The organism is Alkaliflexus imshenetskii DSM 15055 (assembly GCF_000517065.1).
In the GTDB taxonomy this organism is placed as follows: domain Bacteria; phylum Bacteroidota; class Bacteroidia; order Bacteroidales; family Marinilabiliaceae; genus Alkaliflexus; species Alkaliflexus imshenetskii.
Map to the genome: position 1 here is coordinate 1,258,007 of NZ_KI912105.1, position 24,528 is coordinate 1,282,534.

The following is a 24,528-nucleotide window of genomic DNA, read 5'->3' on the forward strand; positions in this document are numbered from 1 at the left end:
AATAACCACAAAAAAACTAAGACTACCAACTTATTCAGTAAAATCTCTATTTTTGAACCCAAATAAAACATTGATATGATTACTTTTCCCAATGCCAAAATAAATATCGGTCTGTTTGTTACCTCAAAAAGAGCCGATGGTTACCACAACCTGGAGACACTCTTTTTCCCTGTGAAGCAGTTGTGTGATGCACTTGAAATATTAATACACAACGGAGAAGAAGACCAGTTCTCAACCAGTGGACTAACGATTGATGGACATGCGCAGGATAATTTATGTATGAAAGCACTTCAACTCATGCGCAGTGAGCATCCTATTCCGCCATTAAAAATACATCTTCACAAGAAGATTCCATTTGGAGCAGGACTCGGCGGTGGTTCGGCAGATGCGGCGTTTATGCTAAAAATGCTCAATCAACTATTCAACATTAACTATTCTGACAGCCGGCTCGAGTCTATGGCAGCATTGCTCGGCGCAGATTGCCCGGTATTCATCAAAAACAGACCTGTTTTGGCCAAAGGCATCGGTAACGAGTTCTATCCGACTGACATCAACCTAAAGAGCTACTGGCTTCAAGTGGTGATACCTCCCGTTCATGTGCCTACTACCACTGCGTATAAACACATCATCCCAAAAACACCAGACAAACCGCTTGAGGAGTTAACCAAAACCTCGCCTCAAAACTGGAAAAACCTCATGAACAATGACTTTGAAACCAACGTTTTCAGCAACTATCCTATTGTAGAGTCGGCAAAAAACAGGTTTTACGAGAATGGCGCCATATATGCCTCCATGTCGGGGAGTGGCTCATCGGTATATGGGCTCTTTGTTACTGAACCTCAGATTGCATGGCCGCAAGACCACACAGTGCATACGGAACAAATAATGGATTAATTTCGCGCAGGGGATTCCGGTAGTGTGAAGCTGAAGACACTTCCTTTGCCCTGCTCACTCTCAACCATAAAAACACCTCCGTTGCGTGCAATAAACTCTTTACACAACACCAAGCCCAGACCTGAACCTTTTTCGCCCTCGGTGCCATTTTGTGAGACACCAATACCTGTTGTCAATATGGTATTAACCGCTTCCGGAGAGATGCCGATGCCAGTATCAGCCACAGAGATTTTTACAAAACCATCACCCCTTTGTACTGATACCGAGACCTCTCCACCTCTACTGGTAAACTTTATGGCATTTATAAGCAGGTTACGCAATACCGTGCGCATCATGTTGGCATCTGCAAAAACACGATACGCCCCAAAATCGCTGCTACTAACCGTGATTTGCTTTTTAATGGCGCTTTCACGCACGAGGTAGATGTTCTCAAGTACTATTTCGTTGAGATTTATATCCGATGGGGTAACCTGAATTTCGTTGGTTTGAGACCTTGCCCAATAAAGCAGATTCTCAAGAAGATTAAACACCTGAAGAGAAGAGTCGTGCACATAGGTTGAATATTTACGAACCTGCTCTTTGTCGTCCACATCACAAAACTCCATCAATAAGGAAGAGAAACCCATTATGGTATTAAAAGGTGTGCGTAAGTCGTGAGCTATGATTGAGAATAACTTGTCCTTGGTTTTTATCAACCGGAGCAGTTCTACATTGCTTCTCTGCAGGTTCTCTGCCTGCGACTCCAGCTCTTCGGCCTGTTCAATAATTATTCTTTGCCGCTCACCAAGCACCTGATTGATGTTGTTCAGCTCAACCGTTCGCTGTTTCAGCATACGGTTATTCTTACGTAGTTTCCACGTTTGTTCGGCCACCAGATGCGCCAAACGCCGCTTTTGTCTTCGCAACGAGTTGGTGCGATAATTATGAACAAGCAGCGTAATAAAAAATAAAAAGACGATTATCAAACCATAAAACCAAGCTGTTGCCCACCACGGTGGTAACACACGAATGCGCACAGAAATTCCTTCCTCGTTCCAAACGCCATCGTTGTTAGCCGCTTTCACCCTAAAAGTGTACTTCCCGGGAGGCAGATTCATGTAAGAGGCTGTGCGCCGATTCCCCAAATCAACCCAATCATCGTCAAATCCCTCCATAATGCAGAGATATTCGTTTCTACCGGGATTAAACATATTGAGAGCCACAAACTCCAGAGAGAAGAAGTTCTGGTAATGACGCAACACAATCTCATCTACAGCATCAATATGCTTATCCATCACTTCTCCGGGGCCAAATTCGGTAACCTCTTTGTTAAAAAGAAGAAATCGGGTGAAACGCAACTGTGGTGGCTGTAAATTGTAGTGCAGTTTATTAGGATTAAAAGCATTAACACCCTTACTGCCTGCAAAAAACAAAGCATCGCCCCCATTATAGTAAGATGCGTTCAAATTAAACGCATTTCCTTGAAGCCCATCCACTTCATCAAAATAGAAAAATGTATCTGAATCGGGATTTAGCTGATAAAGACCTCCATGGGTGCTTATCCATAAATGCCCGTTTAAATCTTCTTCGATGCTGCTTATGTATTGATTCTCGAACCTTGTTCCCCGTCTGACAAAGCTATCGGTTTGCGGTTCATGGTAATACAAACCAAAGTTGGTTCCAAGCCATATCCGCCCACGGCTATCGAGGAAGAGAGAAAAAATTTGATTACCAAGGAAAATTTGCTCATACTCCCCCCCGGCAAAATAGTTTTTGAACACCTTTGCACCTTTATCCAGCACACTCAAACCGTATGCAGTTCCTACCCACAGCCTGCCATCGGCATCAATAAGCAAGTCATTGACCCAGTCGGAACCCAAATGACTGTTTTTACTATCGTAATGATGAAAATAGTTGCTTTGCCTGTCAAAATAATTCACACCCCGACCGTGTGTTGCTACCCACAAATTCCCAACCTCATCCTCAGCAATGGCGCGTACGTCGTTCATTGATATGGAACCTGGCGCATCGGTCTGTCGCCATGACACGAAGCGATTGTTCTCACGGTCGTACCATTGTAATCCACCACTGTGGGTGCCAATCCACATCTCGTTGTTCCTGTCGCGATAAATGGTTAGTACACTGCCGCGTCCAAGTCGGTTGGGCAGGTTATCACTGGCCTCATGACGAATCATTTGGCCGGTTTGCCATTCAAAAATATCGATACCGCCATTAAATCCGCCCATCCACAAATTACCTTCAGCATCCTCACAAATCGAAGAAATATTCTGATTGGTAAGATGCCAGTAGAAACGGTTCGACTCATTAAAAAGCTGAAAACCCCTGTCGAGGTAACTCACAAACACCCCTATGCCATTGTGATAAGTGTAATAGTTGCCTTGAAAATCCTGAAACAGACCCCGAACATTTGGCCGCAGCGAAAAATCCTCCTGTTGAATGTGATAGTAACCTCTGAACGCTTCCTCCGCTTCGATATAAAGCTTCACACCGCTATAGTCGCACGACCAGAGATTTCCTTTGCGGTCGCGGTACAAATCAAAAACAAAACGCTCCGATGTACCTTCAAAGTACTTTTTTACTTCGCCCGACTTAAGTGTATATCTTACAAGCCCCCCCTCCTCAATACCAATCCACAGATAGTTGTCATCCACACTGATATCAGTGACTGTGAAAGATGGCTTTATTGCGAGCGACTCCCCATTTAAAACGATACCCGGCATTGAATCTTTGTAGGAAGCATAATAAGAAACTTCTCCGCCATTGTAATGCCCCAACCAAAACCCGCCATTTTTATCAAAATCTATTGCAGAGATGTCTCCTGATGGAGATGTAAAGATGTGTTCAAACAGAAAAGTCTGCTCGTTTAGATAGTGTAGCGTATTTGCAACACATACAACAACGCGTCCATCAGAATCCTGAACGATTCGACTAATGGCAGCATCTGGAAAACCCGCAAGTTCGTAAGTAGTTATTACCCCATTAAACCGATCCTGTTCAACGTTGTAAAGTGAAATACCAAAAGGAGATGCCACCCAAAGGCGGTTGTAAGAGTCGACTAAAAGATCGTCGATCTGATTGCCGGCCAACCCTGGTGTGTTGAGACCTTCGCGCGAACGATATGCCTTAATGTCCTGCCCATCGAAGCGGTTCAACCCATCCACCGTTCCAATCCAGATATACCCATCAGCTTCCTGCACCATCTTGGTCACAAACAAACTCGACAAACTGTTATAGGATGAAATACGGCTAAAATTGAATTCAGGAGCCTGAGCCAGACTATTAACTCCACTCAATGCAAGAACAATGGCTAAAAAGTAAATAATAGTCCCCTTCACAAATCCAGATTTTCGATATACAGTTATACTTATAAGGGAGGAAAAGGTTATACCTAAACAGATATGTTTTTTAACATTCAATCAAAAAAAGCAAATGTTTTTAACTATAAAGAATTGGAACGCACCAATTCTGCCTGACACATATTATCATAACAATGAATATGCATTAAACTAACAATGTTTCTATGTTGCTTTATGACAATAAAAAAACCGGTCAGAGTATAACCGGTTATTAAATATCGATGATATTATAAAACTTTTAGAACTCGGCATTTTTTGGTGTGCGCGGAAATGGAATCACATCACGTATGTTGCCCATACCTGTTACGAATAACAGCAGCCGTTCAAAACCCAATCCGAATCCACTGTGCGGCACCGCGCCAAACTTACGGGTGTCAAGGTACCACCACATCTCTTCAACCGGAATATGCATCTCTTGCATACGGGCTACCAGTTTATCGTAATTCTCCTCACGCTGCGAACCACCAATGATTTCACCAATTTGAGGGAAAAGCACATCCATGGCACGAACCGTTTTATTGTCATCATTCAACTTCATATAAAAAGCCTTAATCTCCTTGGGATAGTCGGTAAGAATAACGGGCTTTTTAAAATGTTTCTCAACCAGATAACGCTCGTGCTCACTCTGTAAATCGGCACCATATCCTTCAATTTGGTACTTAAACTGACCCTTCTTATTGGGCTTGGACTCTTTGAGTATTTCGATTGCTTCTGAATAGGTTAGCCTGATGAACTCATTGTTCAGCACAAACTTCAACTTTTCAATCAATTCCATACTGCGCTCGTCGGCCTTTTTATTCTTCTCCTCCTCTTCCAGACGTGAACTCAAAAACTGCAAGTCATCGCTACAATTATCAAGTGCATATTGAATCAGGTATTTGAGAAACTCCTCGGCCAGATCCATGTTGTCGTTAAGGTCGTAAAAAGCCATTTCAGGCTCTATCATCCAAAACTCAGCCAGGTGGCGCGAGGTATTTGAGTTTTCGGCTCTGAAAGTAGGTCCAAAAGTGTAAATATCGGCCAGACCCATGGCAGCAAGTTCTCCTTCTAACTGGCCGGACACAGTCAGATTGGTCGCCTTGCCGAAGAAGTCTTCTTTGAAATCAATTTTTCCTTCTTCATTGCGTGGAATATTCTCCAAATCGAGGGTGGTCACCTGAAACATTTCACCGGCTCCCTCAGCATCAGAAGCAGTAATAATTGGTGTATGGATGTTCACAAACCCCTTGGATGAGAAGAAACTGTGCACGGCAAAAATCATGGCATGGCGCACGCGTGCGATGGCGCTGAATGTGTTGGTCCGAAACCTTAAATGGGCTATTTCGCGCAAAAATTCGAGTGAGTGCTTTTTGGGTTGCAATGGATATTCATTCACATCGCAATCGCCAATGACTTCGAGCGTTCGAGCCAGAAGCTCCACATTCTGACCGGTTCCCTGCGAGGGAGCGAGCTCACCTCTTACAGCGATAGACGCTCCGGTGGTCACACGACGCAGCAACTCTTCACCAAACACCTCCACATCTGCTACAACCTGTAAATTGTGTATGGTTGAGCCATCATTCAAAGCTATAAAATTCACCTGCTTGTTTCCCCGGCGGGTTCGCACCCAACCTTTCACAACTATTTCGCTGCCTATTGCATCACTCTTTAAAACATCCGTGATTTTCGTGCGTCGCATATCAAATCGTAATTAAAATCGTTTATAAACTATCAAAGTGAAAAAATAAAGGCTTTGCAGCCTTTTAGCCTGTAAAAATAGTGAAATGTTTACTAACAAAAGTCTGATTTTACTCAAAATATAACTTTTTTCTACGAATAGGTGGTAATTACATGGTTCTTGCTCAAAAAGAATATTTTAATGACACAAACCAGGCCGATCCAGCACCTGCAAAGGGAGAATCACCGGAACCGGTAAACAGCTGCCCCACAAACTCAAAATCCCAATCCTGAGTGAGTGAACGGGCGAAACCGGGCGAAATAAATATGGCTTCTGCATCGGGCAAAGCCATAATGGCCAGATTGGCACTTAAAACCGGGCTAAAAGGATGTGTGGCACTCGCTGTCATAGCCCATTGTGAGAACATGATATTATCCGCAGCTAAAGGTGTGGTAATCAAAACCATATTCGCACCTTGTCGTCTGTGACCACCATTATAAAGCAACTCAAACAGACCGAAAGTACCTGTAGCAAACAGATGGTCGACTCCGGCAGCAGCAACAAGGTTGCCACGCCTGGTGCTCGGTTGTGCCTCTACATCATAAAACCAGGTGGCCTCCCCCTTAAAACCCATCTCACCGATACTGCCGGCCCATCCACCTCCAATGGCCAATCGGTGGCGGTAATAACCGGCCAATAACTGAAGGTCGTACCGGCTGCGATTAAATGCATACAATGCTGCGGCCACGCTCTCCCTGCTATTGTCGGCAGGGTTGTAAACCAGCTCCAGCCGCGACAAGTCGCCGGTAAAATATTGAAAACGAATTGCATCGGCACCTGGCCGTTCGGGGTAATCAAAATCAAAAAATGAATATGTATTAAACAAATCGTTGGGATTGGAAACCATGTTAATACCCCAATTTACCCGTTGTCGCCCAATACGCACCTGCCAATCACCCTGCCGCCAGTCGACAAACAACCGGTCAAGGTTTGTCACTCCAAGCCACCGGCTCTCATCAAGCCACACTCCGGTAAGGTTTACCAATCCATTGTCGCCACCAAGATAATCCTTATAAAACGGGAACTCTACAAACAAAGGGTTATACAACAAGCGGTTACGAGCCTCGCCGGTAAACGAAAAACTGTCGGACAATCGCCATCTCAAATTCAAACGGTTGTGCACAAGATTGTTGAAGGTGACCTCATCAAAACCCTCATCAATTAAAAATGATGGCATGGTTTTAACATATCCGCGCAACGACAAATCGCCGGATGTGGCATTGCTTACCAGACTCATCGTCCACATAAGCACCAGCATAAAATATTTCAACTTGCAACTCATCAACCGAACTGTCAGATTAAAATTTTACATCAAAAAGGGATTACCGTCGTTCATCAGAGGCAATTTTGCCATCTACCAGTTTGATGACCCTTCGTGCCCGGTCAATCACACGCTGGTCATGCGTGGAAAAGAGCAGGGTAATGTGTTCCTCTTCGTTGAGTTTCTGCATAATATCGAGCAAGTTAAAGGCCGACTGCGTATCGAGGTTGGCAGTGGGTTCATCGGCCAGCACAAATTGTGGTCGCGAAGCCAACGCACGTGCCACGGCCACACGCTGCTGCTGTCCGCCGGAGAGTTTCTGTGGTCGCACATCGGCTTTGTCGGTCAGCCCCACCTCTTGGAGTAGCTGTATGGCCCGGGCTTCCATCTCCTCTTTGCTGCGTTTTTGCAGCAACATGATAAACGAAATGTTCTCTTTTGCTGTGAGCACCGGAATCAGATTGTACGATTGAAACACAAAACCAATGTTGCGAAGCCTGAAATCGATAAGTTTGCTCTCTTTTAATGCGGTCATTTCGGTGTCGCCCACAAACACGCGTCCTGATGTGGGGTGGTCCAGACCGCCAATCATGTTAAGAAGCGTTGTTTTTCCGCTGCCCGAAGGCCCAATGATGGCTGTAAACTCGCCCTTCTCAACCTCTAAATCAACTCCGCCAAGCGCATGCACCGGAACCACTGTATGGTTATAAACTTTTGTCAGATTTTCTGTTCGAATCACCTTTGTCATGGCTATATTCTTTATATGGAAAACTCGTTTAGATAGATAAAAGATTTTTAGAAGGATAGACTAGATATTGCGACTGAGTTATGCTTTGCCTCTAAAAATCTTGTTTTAATAATTCTTGTCAATCTTTACGGATGGCCTCAGCCGGGCGCATTTTCAATGCTTTAAACGCGGGATAGACCGACGCCAGAAACGATGTACACAACACCAATATCACAAGATTCAGAAAAAAAGAGGTATGCAGTTCGGGAATCACCACGGCATCGTAACCAAAGTCGGTAAGCGTATCGCCTCCCACGCCGGACAAATCCACCCCATTGCGCGCCGTTAGCCAAACAGTTCCGCCTCCCAGCAGTATACCCACAATGGCTCCGGTAAACGTCAGAAAAGTGGTCTCTAACATCACCATCAAAAACACACGCTTTTTGTTCATGCCAACCGCCATGAGCATGCCCAGTTCACGGGTGCGCTCATACACCGTCATCAGCATGGTGTTTAGCAGTCCAAAAGCCAGTGCCAGCAATATGATGATGATAATTACCAGATAGGTGATACCTGCCATCTCCTGCATGTAACTCACTTCAGGTGAGATTTCGGCATAACTGCGGATGGACAGTTCGGGATAACGATTCTTTAACTGCGCAATTACATCGGATAAATGCTCCACATCGTTCAACAAAATGGCAATCTCATTCACCGGCTCACCCTCGCCCACCAAGGCTTGCAGGTCGCTGCGCCGCACATAAAGTCTTAGCTCGTCGAGTTGGGTATGTGTGGTCTGATATATACCGGCAACCCTGAACGATGCCCTTACAATTTCACCCTGCATATCGGGAAAAGTAAGCACCAAACGGGAGCCGGGCTCAATCTTCATCTTATCGGCCAGTCGCTTGCCAACAATTACCGGATTGCGACCTGCATCGGTAAAATAGTCGCCATCCACAACAAACTCATCAAAACGCGTGGTGGCGCGCTCCTGCTCTGCGTCCACACCAATAATCTGCACGCCGGCAGTAATAGCCGATGAAGCCACCATGCCGCTGGCCATTGTGCGCGCCGAAACGGACATTACAAAATCATCGGAACTCAGGTGACTCACCAGTTCAGCAGCTTCAGGAATATGGTATTTCACCTCATCATAATCTATAAATTTTGGGTGATGTATCTGCATGTGGGATATTTGACGCTCAATGGCTATCCTAAACCGCTGCGTGACCATGCCGGTTGCAAGCCCAGTGGCAAAGATGCCGCCCCACAGTCCCAATGCCACAGCCATTAATATGACTAGGCTCCGGCGCTTATTTCGCCAGACATTACGCCATGATATTTTTACGATTCCATTCATTCCTTAAAGTTTTGATGATTCAACCACTTTCATGGAATACACTTTATAAACCGGATAGATGCTCACCAGTAAAGAGATGACAGAGACCACATAAACCTGTGACAAGAAATTGATGGCCGACATTGAAAACGGCATCACCGGCTCAAAACCGTAATCAATCATCACATTGGCCAATTCGCCAGACAACTGAATTGGATTGTGGTGAAAATAGTACACCACCGGAAAAGCAGCCAACGCCCCGGCAATAACGCCCAGCAGAGTCATCAGAACCATTTCAATCACACATACCACCGCCAGCTGACTTCGCTTCATTCCTACCGAAATAATCATGGCCAGCTCCTTGGTACGTTCCACCATCATGGTTAAAACCGTACCGTAGATGCCAAATGCAATAATCATATAAAGAATATAAAGAAACACCTTGTTGGCAGCCACATCAAAAGCCATTAACTTGAGAAAATCGGCCAGCAACTCCTTCCATGTTAGCAGGCGAAACCATTCAGCATCGAGGCCCTTCGCCATGGCATTGGCCAAACGTTCGGTATCGGCCGGATTGTTGGGCATCACAATAAGTGACGTCAACCTCTCATCGGCCTGAAAAAACCATTGCGCTGCTGCCAAAGGCATTAAAATTGTGGCTCTGTCCATCTCCGGCACCCGAATTCGCACTATGCCCTTCACGGGAAAAAGACCGGCGGCTGATGCGCCCTGAAACCCTTGAGAAATAAACACGAGCGTATCACCCACCTCGGCATTCAGTACTCTGGCCAATCCGGATGAGATTAAAACCGATTGGTCGCCGCTTTCCAAATAGTCACCCGCCACAATATTCTCCCTGAAATCATTGAACTGCACTTCCGAATCAGGATTCATCCCAATGAGCAACGCGCCGCGTGTGGTCTCATCATTGGCCACCAGCGTAAAACCCTGGATGCGCGGCACCAGATAATCGATACTTTCAGCATAGGGCTTTAGTGCCGATTGCAGCGCATCGTCATACAACAGAGAGTTGTCAATGGATGGTTCATCATGATACATCACATCCTGAACCTTTAGATACCCGGTGCTGTACTTTACCATATTGTCAATCATCATTTCATAACTACCCCTTTGAAATGACTCGGAACAGATGGCCAGCAACACCGCAAAAAACACCGATGCCACCGTAATAATGGTTCGCCGCTTATTACGCCATAGGTTGCGCCAGGCAAGAATCATCAACATCTTCATAAGCTACTATATTTATTGGTACCGCATTGGCTATTTTAAACTGCGCAGATTTTGCTGCGAAAAAAAGCTGTCCTGAATGGGAATGTCAAATTCGATATGATGCGTCTCAATAACGGTTTTATGTCCGGATTTGTCGTGAGGCACCATCTCCATTATGGCAGGAATTTCTCGTCCGCCCATCATCCTGATATCACTGAACGTGATGGTGCTTACACAGTCGCCAAACTCATCATAGTTTTCCACTTTCATCTGGATGTACTCCTTCTTATCTACCCAAATCAACACTTTGTCGTACACAATAGCCGCCTCGGGCAATGGCACCAGCTCAATCACATAGCAGTCGCGGCCATTGAACAGCTCCGTGCGCAGCAACTTGTGTTGGTAATCCTCAACCGTTGAACTGCCGCGCACCAGGTCATCGTTGGAAAAATCGCTCCCCATCCACGATTGCGACATCATTGATGGTGGCATTTTAATGGTTCGGTCGATGGATGGCACAAAGTTCCATATCTCCTTACCACGTTTCAGAAAACCAGTGCCTTTATCACGAGCCGGAGCGGTGATGAAAATGAGCGAAAAATCATCGCCTTTACTCCAGGCTTTCATGGAAACCTCGCGGGTATAGCGCGGCCTTACGGTTTTCATTGTCATCTCCGCATAAGAAGAGTTACCTTGCATGCGCTGCTCCATCTTGCGAATGATTTCAACCGGATTATCTGCCACAGATATCGCTACAAAACAGAATAGCGTAATGGCCATCATTGTCAATCGAAAAACCAACAGACTTCTTTTCATACTAATAGATATTTAAACTGTTTAGTTTATGTCGGGCTTTATTTATTAGATGATTAGATGCTAGATAATTAGATGCAAGATGATTAGATAATCGGATAGACTGGTTTGGAAAGAACTTATAAAACCAGAATAATACCACTTTCCATCTTACATCTAATTATCTTGTATCTAAACATCTTCTATACAACCTTAAACCAATAGCAACTTAAGTCAATCTCAAATCTTATTCTCTGCCTCCCATTCCTCCATCAAATTGGGAAACTTCTCCATGATAAACTGATAAAAACTTATTGAGCGCCGAAGCCAGTTGGTTGCACCATCGGACTTTCCGCCCCTCAATTCAATGCCCTTATTAAAGAGCGCCAACATATAGTCAATCATTTTTAACCGCTGACGCATGATGGATGCCCATGAAATATGCTCATCCAAACTATAATAGGTGCGCCTGTCGCCCGGGAAAGTTATTGGCCTCAGAAAATTTATCTGAACCAATGTTTTAAGATTTGTGCTGATGGTGCTTTTTGAGGCCCCCAATCCGGTTACCAGCTCATCAAAAGTCACTCTTCCTTCGGGCGCGATGGCCACATACCCAAAAATTCGTCCCACCATGCGGGTGGTGCCTAGCGCTTCAAACATAAGACCGCTGTCTTCGATGAAGCGCTCCCGTTCATTTACTTCTTCCATACTTGAAAAATAGCTTTGATTAGTTTACCTGAGACAATACAAAAATATTATGTTTTTCTAGTTCTGTCAATACCGAACCAATAAAGCCTTATGTGATTTTTATCAGATATCTCTACCTGAAAGATATCATATCAAACTACTTCCGGATTGATTATTTTGCACGTTGGTTAAACCCGACGAACCTTGATTTGTTAAAAATGGGGAGTCATAATGCATTCAACAATCAATTATGAATCGATTAACCACGTTGCAACCATCTGAATATAAACTCAAAATCATATAAAAAATGAAAAAAGCAAGTACGCTGGCATTGTTGCTGATGATTATGACGCCATTTTGGCTCGCAGCCACAGAGCAAAAACCAATCACTGCAGAAAATTTATGGGAAGTAAAACGTGTTGGAGCACCCGTAGCTTCGCCAGATGGCAAACTGACTGTTTTCACAGTGACCGAATTCAGCATTGGTGATAACAATTCTAAAACACATCTGCACCTCATGGACAATGAGAGCGGAGCCATCAAACAGATAACTTTTGCAGGCAGCGAAGGTGCACCTGTGTGGTCGCCCGACGGCAGTCAAATCGCCTTTACCTCGCGACGCAATGGCGCACAAGCGCAACTTTACATCCTACCGCTACAGGGTGGCGAAGCCAAAAAAGTAACTGATTTGCCAGTGGGAACCTATGCCCCAAAATGGTTCCCCGACGGGAAAAAACTGGCCTTCGCCGCCAACATTCACCCCGACTATAATGGTGATTGGAACAAACTAAAAGAAATTCAGAAGCAGCAAAACGAAAACAAAGTGACTGCAAAGGTGACCGAAGATGTGATGTATCGCTTTTGGGACAGATGGCTCACCAATGGTTTTTATCCGCGCTTGTTCTCATTAGAAATTGCCTCAGGTGAAGTAACTGACCTGATGCCGGGCGTCAACAATTTTTTTAATATGATGGGCGGCGTATCTTATGACATTGCACCAAACGGCCAACAGATAGCGCTTAGCATGAACGTTACCCAACCACCCTACGACAGGCTGAACTATGACATCTTCCTGTTGTCAACCGATGGTTCAGGAAAAATGACCAACATCACCGAATCCAATCCGGCTGACGACCTCAACCCGGTCTTTTCGCCCGATGGCCGACAGATTCTATACGGCAAAAAAGAGATTTACCACTTTTATGCCGACCGGGTGGTAATGGCTCTTCACGACCTGCTAAGTGGCGCGCAAACAGCGCTGACGCATCACATCGACCTCTCGTGCGACAACTGGTTCTTCAGCGCCGATGGCCGCACCATCTTTTTCGAAGCGGAGGACAGAGCCATGCAGTCTCTTTTTAGCATTCCGGCCAAAGGTGGCAGCCACAAAGAGCTTTTCCGTGGTGGCACCAATGGCAATGCCGCGCTGGCAGGCCCGCGCCACCTGGTATTCAACCATCACAACCTTAGTGCTCCACCTGAACTGTACAAACTGGATCTCCGCCGTGGTCAGGCTCAAAAGATGACCTCCTTTAACGATGACCTGATGGCTGGAATCAAACTCGGGAAAACCGAAAACATAACTTACAAAGGGGCGAATGGTGCCGATGTGCAAATGTTCATTCAGTATCCACCCGATTATGATCCCACAAAAAAATATCCTCTGGTGCTGATGATTCATGGCGGGCCACATGGTATTTTTGGCGATTCGTTTCATTTCAGATGGAACAGCCAACTTTTTGCGGCACCCGGATACATCGCTGCCATGCCAAATTTTCACGGATCAACAAGTTTTGGCAACAATTTTACCATGAGTATCCACGGTTCACATGCAAACCAGCCGTTTGAAGACATCATGAAAGCCACCGACTATTTAATAGAACGCGGGCTGGTGGATGAAACCAAAATGGCAGCTACCGGCGGTAGCTATGGCGGCTACATGGTTAGTTGGATTGCCGGTCATACCGACCGCTATGCTGCACTGGTGAACCATGCAGGGGTTTACGACCTGCATTTGCAGTTTGCCTCAGACTACTCAGGAAATCGCGCCTATCAATATGGCGGCTCACCTTGGGAGAATTTTGACCAGCTCAACGCCAATAATCCGGCACAATTTGCCCACAACTTTAAAACACCTATGCTGGTAATTCATGGCGAACTCGATTACCGCGTACCGGTTGCACATGGATTTCTGGTGTACGGCATCTATCGCTCGATGGGGCTGGATTCCCGATTGGTTTATTTTCCCGATGAAAACCACTGGATTCTGAAACCGCAAAACTCCATCTATTGGTATCAGGAACTCCACAACTGGCTTGAGAGATACTTAAAATAGAGATAATAAAAACGCCCCTTTCGGGGCGTTTTGTTATTCAAGTTCTATTATCACCTGACCTTTGGGAACTTTCTCCCCCTCGGTCACATAAATCTTCTTCACTTTTCCATTAAAAGGTGCCTGAACTTTATTCATCATCTTCATAGCCTCCAGAATTAACAGGGTATCGCCGGCCTTAACCTTCGCACCTTCCTTCACTTTCAGCTTAATGATGGTTCCTGGAATATATGAGCGAATCTCATTGGGATTCGGCATCTCATACTTTTTCCTGTTGGCAAACTTTATGGTGAGCAGAGTCTTATATTTACGCGCAGTAACGGCGAAATCGACCAGCTCCAGCTTTTTGTCGTCCATGGTTTCGCTCATTAAAATGGTGGAATTCCGTGTTTTTTGTATGGTCTTTGGTCATTTTTATTGCTTGACACCTCGATGGCATGCAATAACAACTGACGCGTCTCTGACGGTTCAATAACGGAATCGATATAACCTTTTGCCGCAGCCACATAAGGATTGGCAAAACGCTCAATATATTCCTGCACTTTAAGTTCACGCATTTTGTCTGGATCTTCAGCCTCGTCAATCTCTTTCTTAAAGATGATGTTGGCGGCACCTTCAGGTCCCATTACAGCAATTTCTGCAGTAGGCCAGGCAAACATGAAGTCGGCACCTAGGTGACGGCTGTTCATTGCAATATAACCTCCTCCATAAGCTTTACGCAAAATAACTGTAATCTTAGGCACAGTAGCTTCTGAATACGCATACAACACCTTTGCGCCGTGACGAATAACGCCAGCATGTTCTTGATCCACACCGGGTAAGTAACCAGGCATATCTTCAAGCGTGATGATTGGGATGTTGAAGGCGTTACAGTAACGGATGAAACGCGCTGCTTTATCAGAACTGTCGCAATCAAGTACACCTGCAAGCACCAAAGGCTGGTTGGCTACAAAACCGGTAGTTTGTCCGTTCATGCGTCCAAAACCAATCACAATGTTTGGGGCAAAATACTCCATAATTTCAAAGAAATCGGAGTCATCCACTATAGCCTTGATTACATCGCGTACATCATAAGGCTGCTTTGGATCAGAAGGAATAATATCCTCGATATTGCCCTTAAATTTAGGCTCACGTGGTGGGAATGCCTTAGCCTTCTGGGTATTATTCCATGGAATAAAGGTGATGAGCTTTTTAATCTGCTCAAAACACTCCATCTCGCTTCCGGCAAAGAAGTGCGCATTACCGGTAATTTCGGCATGAACACGGGCTCCACCAAGTTCTTCCATCGAAATCTCTTCGCCAAGTACCGTTTTGATTACGCTTGGACCCGTGATAAACATTTTCGAAATCTGATCAACCACAAAAACAAAGTCGGTAAGTGCAGGAGAGTAAACTGCACCCCCGGCGCAAGGCCCAAGGATAACTGAGATTTGTGGAATAACACCTGAAGCAATGGTATTTCGGTAGAATATTTCACCGTAACCGGCCAACGAGTTAACCCCTTCCTGGATTCGTGCACCACCTGAATCGTTGATACCGATAAGCGGCACCCTCATTTTCAGGGCGTGATCCATGATTTTGGTAATCTTACGGGCATGCATTAGCCCCAAAGATCCACCGGCAACAGTAAAATCCTGTGCAAAAATACAAACCGGTGCTCCATAAATGGTACCAGTTCCTATAATCACACCATCTCCGTGCAATTCCTTTTTATCCATCCCGAAATCACGGGCTTCATGCTCTACAAAAAGGTCATACTCGGTAAAAGATTCATTGTCGAGAAGTGCCAAAATACGCGAGCGGGCGGTCATTTTGCCCATAGCCATTTGTTTCTCAATGGCTTTCTCACCACCTCCCAACTGAACCTTCTCTCTTCGTTTACGAAGATCAAGGATGTGCTTTTTCAATGACATACTAAAAAAGTTTTGGTTAATTTGATGCTTATCAGATTATTACAACATAAAATAATAAGCCAAACAGGGTACATAATTACTAATTTTACCAGCAAACACATTCATTTTGCAGGATTATTTTTCACTGCAAATTGCTTAAAAGCTGGTTGTCAAAAGATTAAAAATGTGCGTTTTTAACGGAACATTTTTGTCAGATGTTCAAATTCAGAACATTATTAAAATTACGAAAGAAATTGACGAACAACAACTGAAAAACGCTCCAATACTTTTCTTGCCAAATAAACCATCAGGAGCAATTATACAGAAGCACACAGAAAGAAGAGAATAATATCTGAACAGAGCGCTACTTGGGAGCTCTGTGATATAAAACTGCGGCCACAATAGAGAAAACGAAATTGGGAATCCACACGGCCAACCAAGGACTCATATTTCCATTCACAGCAAATGTGGTGGATATCGTCATAAACATAATATAGGTAAAACTAAGTGCGATGCCCACACCAATGTGTAGCCCCATCCCTCCACGCACTTTTCGCGAAGCAAGTGAAACCCCCATTATAGATAGAATAAAAGCTGAAAAAGGTGCTGCCCGTCGACGATGCTTCTCAATCAGAAACTCCTCCACATTCCCTACGCCCCGCTGCATCTGCTCCGTGATATACTCATCCAGTTCGCGACTGTTCATTGTCTCATAAAACTTACGCTCCTCCTTAAAATCAGCGGGTTTCATATTCAGCATGGTATCAAGCTGTGCCCCTTCGGTGATAAGCTGACGGTTCTCAGCCAAAAAGTCGCGTCTCACGTAGTTTCGCAGGGACCATCCATGGTTCGATGTGTCGTAAACGGCTGTGGCAGCGGTAATTTTCTTCACAAGCTGCTTCCCATCAAAAATTTCAAGGCTAAAATCGTCTCCCACCTCCCGCAACGAGGAGTATCTACGAACATATACAAACACACCGGGTTCAATCTGCATGTGGATGTTATTCATCCCGGTTTCCCTGCGCTTCTTAATGTATGTGTTTTCAAAATCGAGGCGCACTTTATTGGCAGGAGGTATTATATAAGCACCTAGCACAAACGAAAACGCACCTATAATGGCGGCACCTATAATATAGGGCACCATCAAACGCCGAAAACTTACGCCGCTCGACAAAATGGCGATTATCTCTGTTTGATAGGCCATTTTTGAGGTGAAGAAAATTACTGCAATAAATACAAAAAGGGGTGTAAATAGATTCGCAAAATAGGGGACAAAATTTGCATAGTAGTCAAAAACGATTGCTCTCAGCGGTGCTGCATGCTCCAGAAAGTCATCAATTTTCTCGGCCATGTCAAACACTACTGAGATACTAATGATAAGCAGAATAGCAAAGAAAAAAGTTCCAAGGAACTTCCTTAAGATATATAAATCCAGTTTTTTCAAATCCGCTCTGTTTTTGTCGGCTCTCGCCGCTTTCAGTTAACAACAGGATGGCACCACCTGATATACATTCACAAAGGAACAAAAAATCAAAGAGTAAAAAAACTCTATTACAAACGTACTGCAAGTTGTTTTACCATCCGCTCTTTCCACTCAAAAAACGTGCCTTCTAATATCCTTCGGCGGGCTTCACCAACCAGCCACAAGTAAAACGTCAGGTTGTGGATTGAAGCTAACTGCGGCCCCAACATCTCCTTCGACACAAATAAATGACGCAGATAAGCTTTTGAATAGATGGCATCGAGCGTACAATGCGCATCCGGATCGATGGGTGAAAAGTCATGTTTCCACTTCTCATTTTTTATGTTGATGATGCCTTGTGAAGTAAACAACATACCGTTGCGCCCGTTACGCGTAGGCATCACACAATCAAACATATCCACACCCAAAGAGATTGCCTCGAGTATGTTAACCGGAGTGCCAACTCCCATCAAATAACGTGGTTTATCTTTTGGTAGGATGCCATTCACAACCTCAATCATCTCATACATCACCTCTTCGGGTTCGCCAACAGCAAGACCGCCAATGGCATTACCTTCACGGCCAAATGCCGCGATGTACTCGGCCGATTGCTTTCTCAACTCCGGAAAACCGGCACCCTGTACGATGGGAAAAAAAGTTTGATTGTATTCGTACAAAGGCTCAGTTGAGTCAAATCGGTCGATACCTCTCTTAAGCCAGCGGTGAGTCAGATGCATGGATTCTTTGGCATATTTGAAATCCGAATCGCCGGGCGGACACTCATCAAAAGCCATGATAATATCGGCGCCAATGGTGCGCTGTATATCCACCACACCTTCGGGTGTAAACACATGGCGTGAACCATCTATATGCGATTGAAACTCTGCTCCGGATTCATTTAACTTACGCCGATGGCTGAGCGAAAACACCTGAAAACCTCCACTGTCAGTTAATATGGGACGTTTCCATCCATTAAAACGGTGAAGCCCGCCAGCTTGTTTCAACACATCAAGACCGGGACGCAGATAGAGGTGATAAGTGTTTCCAAGTATGATTTGAGCATTTACCTGCTCTTCTAAATCTTTAACATGAATACCCTTTACCGAACCCACAGTGCCCACCGGCATAAAAATCGGTGTTTGAATCGTCCCGTGGTCGGTGGTAATTTCTCCGGCTCTGGCTGCCGAAGCGCCATCCGTCTTTTGTAAAACAAAATCCATTGATATGTATTCAAATTTTGGATGGCAAAGATACAATTTAGAACCGATTTCACAGCCAATGCACAAACCAGTCGCAAACACATCTTTAAAAACACCTCTTGTCTCCGTTAAAAAAAAGTTGCAATTTTGACCCAAACTATTTCTTCACTTATGGATTTCTCCTCCCTGTCTGTCAAAGAATTGATATTTGCTGGCTTAGCCCTTTTTGGTCTGCTTGTGCAATTGTGGTTTCTACTCGTAAGAGTGCGTCCGCTCGCATTTTTCAAACAGGCAGACACCACCACACCATTTTCAGAACCGGTGTCAGTCATTATTTGTGCAAAAAACGAAGCCGACAACCTCGAAAAATTTCTACCCGAAATACTCACACAAGAATATCCCGAATTTGAAGTTATTGTGGTAAATGACTGCTCAGAGGACGAAACAGAGATGGTTCTGGCACGCTTAAAAGAGAGATTCCCAAAACTTTACTACACCTCCATTCCGGTTGATCGGAAGTTTTTTCATGGCAAAAAGCTGGCCCTTACAATCGGCGTCAAAGCTGCTAATTCAGAATACCTTGTGTTGACAGACGCTGATTGCAAACCTGCCGGCAGCCAATGGCTAAATCAGATGGCGCAAGGGTTCTCAGACAGAAACAAAGAGATAGTACTGGGATTTGGCGGCTACGAAAAAAGAAGAGGCTTTATCAACCAACTGGTTAGGTACGACACCTTTTTTGCCGCCATTCAATATATGGGTTTTGCTCTGAGTCGCAAACCATATATGGGCGTAGGACGCAACCTGGCTTACAAAAAAAGCCTTTTCATCAGAAACAATGGCCTTAAGAACCATGTCCACATTCAATCTGGCGATGACGATCTTTTTGTACAGGAAACAGCAAGCAAAACCAACACCACTGTGGTGATTCACCCCGAAGCGCAAACCATCTCAGTGCCACCACAAACACTTAACACATGGCGAAACCAAAAAATGCGCCACCTTACCACAACATCCCTCTACAAATCAGGAATTAAAACGGAACTTTTTCTTGAACCATTCAGCAGAATAATATTTTGGTTATCGGCTATTGTTTTAATATTTTTTAATACTTTTGCGTTAATGGCTGCGGGGGCGATGCTATTCAAATGGCTACTCCAGATAACCTTATGGAGCCTGATTTCCAAAAAGTTAAATCAGGGGAGGATTTTCTGGACGATGTTTTGGTTTGAGTTTCTCCACCCGATATTATTAATGTGGGCCTTTTCAGGCAATCTGTTCAGTAGAAGTAAAAGCAAATGGAAATAAATCCCAATCTCTCGGATAAGGCGAAGTATGACCTCGAGTTGGTGCAAAGAGCTGAGAATGGCGACCAAAAAGCATATGCAGAGCTGATGGCACGTTATAGGGATGCCATCTATTTTATGCTGCTTAAGATGATCAACAACAAAACCGATGCTGAAGATCTCACCATAGAAGCTTTTGGAAAGGCATTTAAAAATCTGGGGCAATACTCCCCGAACTACGCTTTCAGCACCTGGCTTTTTAAAATCGCGTCCAACAACTGTATCGACTACCTGCGCAAGAAACGCTCAAATCATATTTCCATTGATGGCAGTTTCACCGATGAAAAAGATACGGAGCCACAAATTCATTTGAAAGATGAGACGCCCGACCCGGAAGAGAACCTCATCAGAGAGCAAAAAGCCATATTGATGCGCACGGTGGTAAAGAAATTGAAGCCACGTTACCGCACCCTGATTGAACTACGTTATTTCAAAGAGTACTCCTATGAAGAGATTTCCGAGGAGTTGGATTTGCCCCTTGGAACTGTAAAAGCCCAGCTCTTCCGTGCCCGTGAACTACTCTACAACACACTGAAAAACACCGAAGTTAAGCATTAACGGAGCACATTCTCAACACTCACAGCCGGGCCATCGTCCGGCCGTTTTGTATTGCATTCACCTCAGCATAAAAAAAATGGAACTCATATTAAAATATTTCCCCTCACTTACCGACATCCAAAAAGAACGATTTGCCAGATTGAAGGATATTTATGCCGACTGGAACAGCCGCATCAATGTCATTTCCAGAAAAGATATGGATGCGTTTTACGAACACCATGTGCTCCACTCTCTGGCAATTGGTCGGTTTATTCAGTTCACGGATGGCACCAAAATTATTGACATAGGCACAGGAGGCGGCTTCCCCGGAATTCCATTGGCCATCCTCTTTCCAAATGCGGACTTTACACTTATCGATTCAATTGGAAAGAAGATTAAGGTAGTACAAGCTGTAGCCGAGGATCTCGGATTGGAAAATGTTGATGCCTGCCAGTCGCGTTCGGAGCAATTCAAAGGGAAATTTGATTTTATCGTGAGTCGCGCCGTTACTGCGCTGCCAACATTTGTAAGTCAATCGCGCCATCTCATTGGCATAAAACAAGCCAATGCAATTTCAAATGGCATTCTCTATCTGAAAGGTGGTGATATCACGGCTGAAATACAACCATTTCAAAAAACACTTTCGGTAATAGAGCTTGCAACTTACTTTAAAGAACCATTCTTTGACACTAAAAAACTGGTGCACTTGTCACTTTGAACCCATCAGAAAACAAGTGTAAAGCGGGTTTCAACATCGGGTTCGGAATAGACATTAATAGTTCCGGAATGCAACCTCAGTATCTGACGCGACAAGCTGAGCCCTATACCTGAACCCTGCGGCTTAGTAGAAAAAAACGGAATGAAAATTTTGTCCAGTACTTCGGGTAAAATACCTGCGCCATTGTCGGTTATCTGAATGGTAATTTTACCCCGGCGATTTAGAAACGCCTTCATCTCAATCTCAGGAGATTCTCGTCCCTCGATGGCGTGGATTGCATTCTTCACCAAATTGATAAGCACCTGCTCAATCAATTGTTCATCGGCATAAAGCTCCAATGTAGGGGGATCAACCACAATCTTGCAGGCCACATGCTTCTCATTCATCTCCTGACGGTGAAGCTCATAGATATTATTAAGCAACCGTGTAACCGGAAAAATATTGAAGTTTGGCGTGGGAATGCGGGTGAGATTCCGGTATGTATTCACAAAATGAATTAGCCCTTCTGTACGTTTCTGAATGGTTTGAAGAGCACTATAAATCTCCTGAAGACTCTCCACATCATCTCCACAGCTATCCTTTTCTTTAAGTGAACCTATCACATCATCCATTAATAAGTTTACTGTAGATGAAAGCGATGAGATGGGTGTTATGGAATTCATTATCTCATGGGTTAACACCCGAATCAGTTTTTGCCATGACTCCATCTCCTTCTCATCCAACTCATGTTGTATGTTTTTAATGGAGACCAGAATAATGGTACGGTTATGAATCTTGAACTCAGTGCCATACACCGAAAGCTGCAAATAGTCGTCCTTTTCGCGAATTTTAACCAGAGTGTTTTCACCATGCTTTATGGTTAAAAGCCTCTGTACCAAATCAGGACTGTAGTCTCGAAGATTTTGAATGTTATTTAGCGTTCGTACTTGAAAGAGCTTTTTAGTGGCATTGTTGATCAACTCCACCGATCCATCTTTTTGAAAAGCGATTAATGCGATACCAATATGCTGAATCACAGTCTGCAAGTAGTGATAACTCTCCTCTTTTTCGGCACGCACCGCCTGAAAATCACCAATAACATCGTTGAAGGTCTTCTTTAAACGATTCAAGGAGTCGTCGCTGCTTTCGACCTGAAATGTTCGGGTAAAATCTGAATAACGAATAGATTGAAGAAAACTATTCAGCAGGCGGTTGGTTGAATCGGCATGACGAATAAGTGACACTACTTGAAAAATGGCAATAACCCCAATCATGGTCAGCGTGATGGTCAGTTCGGTTTGCATCAGCAGAAATGCAAAAGCCATCAGCGTTGCCGTTAGCAGGATAATCCTGATTACTATATTGACACGAAAATTTCTAAAGGCCATATTTCTCCATTCGGCGATATAGTGAAGTACGCGTCAGACCCAATTCGTATGCGGCCTTAGATACATTCCCAAGGTTATTCTTGAGCACCTTTTCAATAATTCTTCGTTCCACTTCCTCAAGGTTGTAGGAGTCAAGTTCCATACCTTCACTGGGTGCTGATTGCACATTAAGCTGAAAATCATGTTCGGATAGCGTATCGGATTCACTCATAATAAGTGTGCGTTCAATTACGTGTTGAAATTCACGCACATTACCGGGCCATGGATAGTTTGTGAGTTTGCGAAGAACCGCGCCGCTCAATTTGTTAACCTTTTTATAGTACTTTTTGCTGTATATTTTTATGAAATGATCAGCCAACACAGGGATGTCTTCATGGCGCTCGCGCAAAGGCGGCAAATCTATCTCCACAGTGTTGATACGATAGAGTAAATCCTGACGAAAGCCCCCTTCGGCAGCCATCTGCTTTATACCCATATTGGTAGCACATATCAGACGAATATCAATAGGCTTGGGTTTGTTAGCGCCCACCCGTGTCACTTCTCTGCGCTCGAGCACAGTGAGCAACTTGGCTTGCAGAGGTAGTGACAGGTTGCCTATCTCATCGAGAAAAATGGTGCCGCCCGAGGCCAACTCAAAACGACCGGGACGGTCAGCCTTGGCATCGGTAAAGGCTCCTTTCATGTGTCCAAATAATTCGCTTTCGAAAAGGGTTTCGCTTAAAGCACCCAAATCCACGCTGATAAATGCTTCGTCGCAACGCTTTGACTGTCTGTGCAGCGCCCGTGCCACCAACTCCTTACCTGTTCCGTTTTCACCAAGAATCAGCACATTGGCGTCGGTAGCAGCTACTTTTTGAATGGTGCTGAATACCCTTTGCATGCCGGGAGATACGCCAATGAAGTCAGCAAAAGGTTGATCCATTATACTGCTAAGTCCAATTTGGCGCTCTTTCAACGATGACACCTCAAGGCGCGACTTGCGCAGCCTTATAGCTGACCAGATGGTAGCCAGCAACTTCTCATTTTGCCAAGGCTTAATGATGAAATCAGATGCGCCAGCCTTAATGGCTTTAACAGACTTTTCCACATCGCCATAAGCAGTGATAAAAAGCACAACGGCAGCAGGATCTATTTCAAGAATGCGGGCTAACCAGTCAAATCCCTCTGTGCCACTGATGGCATCCTTATTAAAATTCATGTCAAGCAGTATCACATCATAATCGTCCTCCTCCATCAACTGAGGAATATGTGAAGGGTTTGTTTCAGTCTTAATTATCTCAACATGCGGTTTTAGCAACATCTTAAGCGCAAAGAGAATGTCGGCATTGTCATCCACCGCCAATATTTTACCAATCTTATCAGCCATAATAAAATAATATTAATCTGTTTATCAGATTTCGCAGGCATACTGCAGAAACCATGCAAAAAACTTCAAAAAACAGGCAGAAGCCAATCAAATCTACAAATAAATGTTCATCTTTGGAAAAATAGCGTTCAAAAACGTACAGTTAGTTTAATTTCTAGCCACGTTTAACCGGGATATTCTTAAGTTAAAAAACTTAATGCCAACAAAATAGTTTCGATGGCATGGTTTGTGCCTTATAAAAAGCAGATGATTAGAAACGATTCAACATCTGAGAGCGAAAATGGGTGTGTCGGGTTCATATTT

The 24,528-nt window shown here is 44.4% G+C and carries 19 protein-coding genes; 5 read left to right on the forward strand and 14 right to left on the reverse strand.

Annotation, left to right across the window (positions count from 1 at the left end):
• Positions 1–75: 75 nt before the first annotated feature.
• Positions 76–894, forward strand: a complete 819-nt coding sequence (ispE, locus tag ALKIM_RS17720; protein ID WP_044117760.1) for a 4-(cytidine 5'-diphospho)-2-C-methyl-D-erythritol kinase — start codon at positions 76–78, stop codon at positions 892–894.
• Here the strand turns inward: ispE and ALKIM_RS0105115 are convergent.
• From ALKIM_RS0105115 to ALKIM_RS0105150, 8 genes are all read right to left on the reverse strand, one after another.
• Positions 891–4,229: a ligand-binding sensor domain-containing protein gene (locus ALKIM_RS0105115; RefSeq protein ID WP_157363789.1), complete on the reverse strand. Its 3,339-nt coding sequence runs from the start codon at positions 4,227–4,229 to the stop codon at positions 891–893. The two genes, ispE and ALKIM_RS0105115, sit on opposite strands and share 4 nt — an antisense overlap.
• Positions 4,230–4,488: 259 nt before the next feature.
• The gene (gene asnS / locus ALKIM_RS0105120) at positions 4,489–5,928 is read right to left on the reverse strand and encodes an asparagine--tRNA ligase (protein WP_026473697.1); all 1,440 of its coding nucleotides are present in this window, start codon (positions 5,926–5,928) and stop codon (positions 4,489–4,491) included.
• A gap of 163 nt (positions 5,929–6,091) precedes the next feature.
• Positions 6,092–7,249 carry a hypothetical protein gene (locus ALKIM_RS0105125; RefSeq protein ID WP_157363791.1) on the reverse strand — a complete coding sequence of 386 codons (1,158 nt, stop codon included), beginning with the start codon at positions 7,247–7,249 and terminating at the stop codon, positions 6,092–6,094.
• A gap of 40 nt (positions 7,250–7,289) precedes the next feature.
• Positions 7,290–7,976, reverse strand: a complete 687-nt coding sequence (locus ALKIM_RS0105130; RefSeq protein WP_026473699.1) for an ABC transporter ATP-binding protein — start codon at positions 7,974–7,976, stop codon at positions 7,290–7,292.
• A 118-nt stretch (positions 7,977–8,094) separates the two neighbouring features.
• Positions 8,095–9,318: an ABC transporter permease gene (locus tag ALKIM_RS0105135; RefSeq protein ID WP_026473700.1), complete on the reverse strand. Its 1,224-nt coding sequence runs from the start codon at positions 9,316–9,318 to the stop codon at positions 8,095–8,097.
• A gap of 3 nt (positions 9,319–9,321) precedes the next feature.
• Positions 9,322–10,548 carry an ABC transporter permease gene (locus ALKIM_RS0105140; protein ID WP_026473701.1) on the reverse strand — a complete coding sequence of 409 codons (1,227 nt, stop codon included), beginning with the start codon at positions 10,546–10,548 and terminating at the stop codon, positions 9,322–9,324.
• 30 nt (positions 10,549–10,578) lie between these two features.
• A complete protein-coding gene (locus ALKIM_RS0105145; protein ID WP_084555808.1) occupies positions 10,579–11,343 on the reverse strand; it encodes an outer membrane lipoprotein-sorting protein in 765 nt (254 codons plus the stop codon).
• A 216-nt stretch (positions 11,344–11,559) separates the two neighbouring features.
• On the reverse strand, positions 11,560–12,027 hold the full coding sequence (locus ALKIM_RS0105150) for a GbsR/MarR family transcriptional regulator (protein ID WP_026473703.1): 468 nt from the start codon (positions 12,025–12,027) through the stop codon (positions 11,560–11,562).
• A 286-nt stretch (positions 12,028–12,313) separates the two neighbouring features.
• Between ALKIM_RS0105150 and ALKIM_RS0105155 the strand changes: the two genes are divergently transcribed.
• Positions 12,314–14,341: a S9 family peptidase gene (locus ALKIM_RS0105155; RefSeq protein WP_026473704.1), complete on the forward strand. Its 2,028-nt coding sequence runs from the start codon at positions 12,314–12,316 to the stop codon at positions 14,339–14,341.
• 33 nt (positions 14,342–14,374) lie between these two features.
• Here the strand turns inward: ALKIM_RS0105155 and ALKIM_RS0105160 are convergent, their stop codons facing one another.
• The 4 genes from ALKIM_RS0105160 to tgt form a co-directional block, all read right to left on the reverse strand.
• A complete protein-coding gene (locus ALKIM_RS0105160; protein ID WP_026473705.1) occupies positions 14,375–14,695 on the reverse strand; it encodes a biotin/lipoyl-containing protein in 321 nt (106 codons plus the stop codon).
• A gap of 11 nt (positions 14,696–14,706) precedes the next feature.
• Positions 14,707–16,251: an acyl-CoA carboxylase subunit beta gene (locus ALKIM_RS0105165; protein WP_026473706.1), complete on the reverse strand. Its 1,545-nt coding sequence runs from the start codon at positions 16,249–16,251 to the stop codon at positions 14,707–14,709.
• Positions 16,252–16,594: 343 nt separating this feature from the next.
• Positions 16,595–17,674, reverse strand: coding sequence for an LptF/LptG family permease (locus tag ALKIM_RS0105175; RefSeq protein ID WP_026473707.1), 1,080 nt, complete (start codon positions 17,672–17,674; stop codon positions 16,595–16,597).
• A gap of 107 nt (positions 17,675–17,781) precedes the next feature.
• Positions 17,782–18,912 (reverse strand): tRNA guanosine(34) transglycosylase Tgt, encoded by a 1,131-nt coding sequence (gene tgt / locus ALKIM_RS0105180; RefSeq protein WP_026473708.1) that lies wholly within the window; start codon positions 18,910–18,912, stop codon positions 17,782–17,784.
• A gap of 150 nt (positions 18,913–19,062) precedes the next feature.
• On the opposite strand from tgt, the gene ALKIM_RS0105185 reads away from it, so the two are divergent.
• The 3 genes from ALKIM_RS0105185 (at position 19,063) to rsmG (ending at position 21,492) form a co-directional block, all read left to right on the forward strand.
• Positions 19,063–20,199, forward strand: coding sequence for a glycosyltransferase (locus tag ALKIM_RS0105185; protein WP_026473709.1), 1,137 nt, complete (start codon positions 19,063–19,065; stop codon positions 20,197–20,199).
• On the forward strand, positions 20,190–20,795 hold the full coding sequence (locus ALKIM_RS0105190) for an RNA polymerase sigma factor (protein WP_026473710.1): 606 nt from the start codon (positions 20,190–20,192) through the stop codon (positions 20,793–20,795). The genes ALKIM_RS0105185 and ALKIM_RS0105190 overlap by 10 nt, the downstream gene beginning before the upstream one ends.
• A gap of 76 nt (positions 20,796–20,871) precedes the next feature.
• The gene (gene rsmG / locus ALKIM_RS0105195; protein WP_026473711.1) at positions 20,872–21,492 is read left to right on the forward strand and encodes a 16S rRNA (guanine(527)-N(7))-methyltransferase RsmG; all 621 of its coding nucleotides are present in this window, start codon (positions 20,872–20,874) and stop codon (positions 21,490–21,492) included.
• A gap of 5 nt (positions 21,493–21,497) precedes the next feature.
• Here the strand turns inward: rsmG and ALKIM_RS0105200 are convergent, their stop codons facing one another.
• Positions 21,498–22,859: a sensor histidine kinase gene (locus ALKIM_RS0105200; RefSeq protein ID WP_026473712.1), complete on the reverse strand. Its 1,362-nt coding sequence runs from the start codon at positions 22,857–22,859 to the stop codon at positions 21,498–21,500.
• Positions 22,849–24,225: a sigma-54-dependent transcriptional regulator gene (locus ALKIM_RS0105205; protein ID WP_026473713.1), complete on the reverse strand. Its 1,377-nt coding sequence runs from the start codon at positions 24,223–24,225 to the stop codon at positions 22,849–22,851. The genes ALKIM_RS0105200 and ALKIM_RS0105205 overlap by 11 nt, the downstream gene beginning before the upstream one ends.
• Positions 24,226–24,528: the final 303 nt, after the last annotated feature.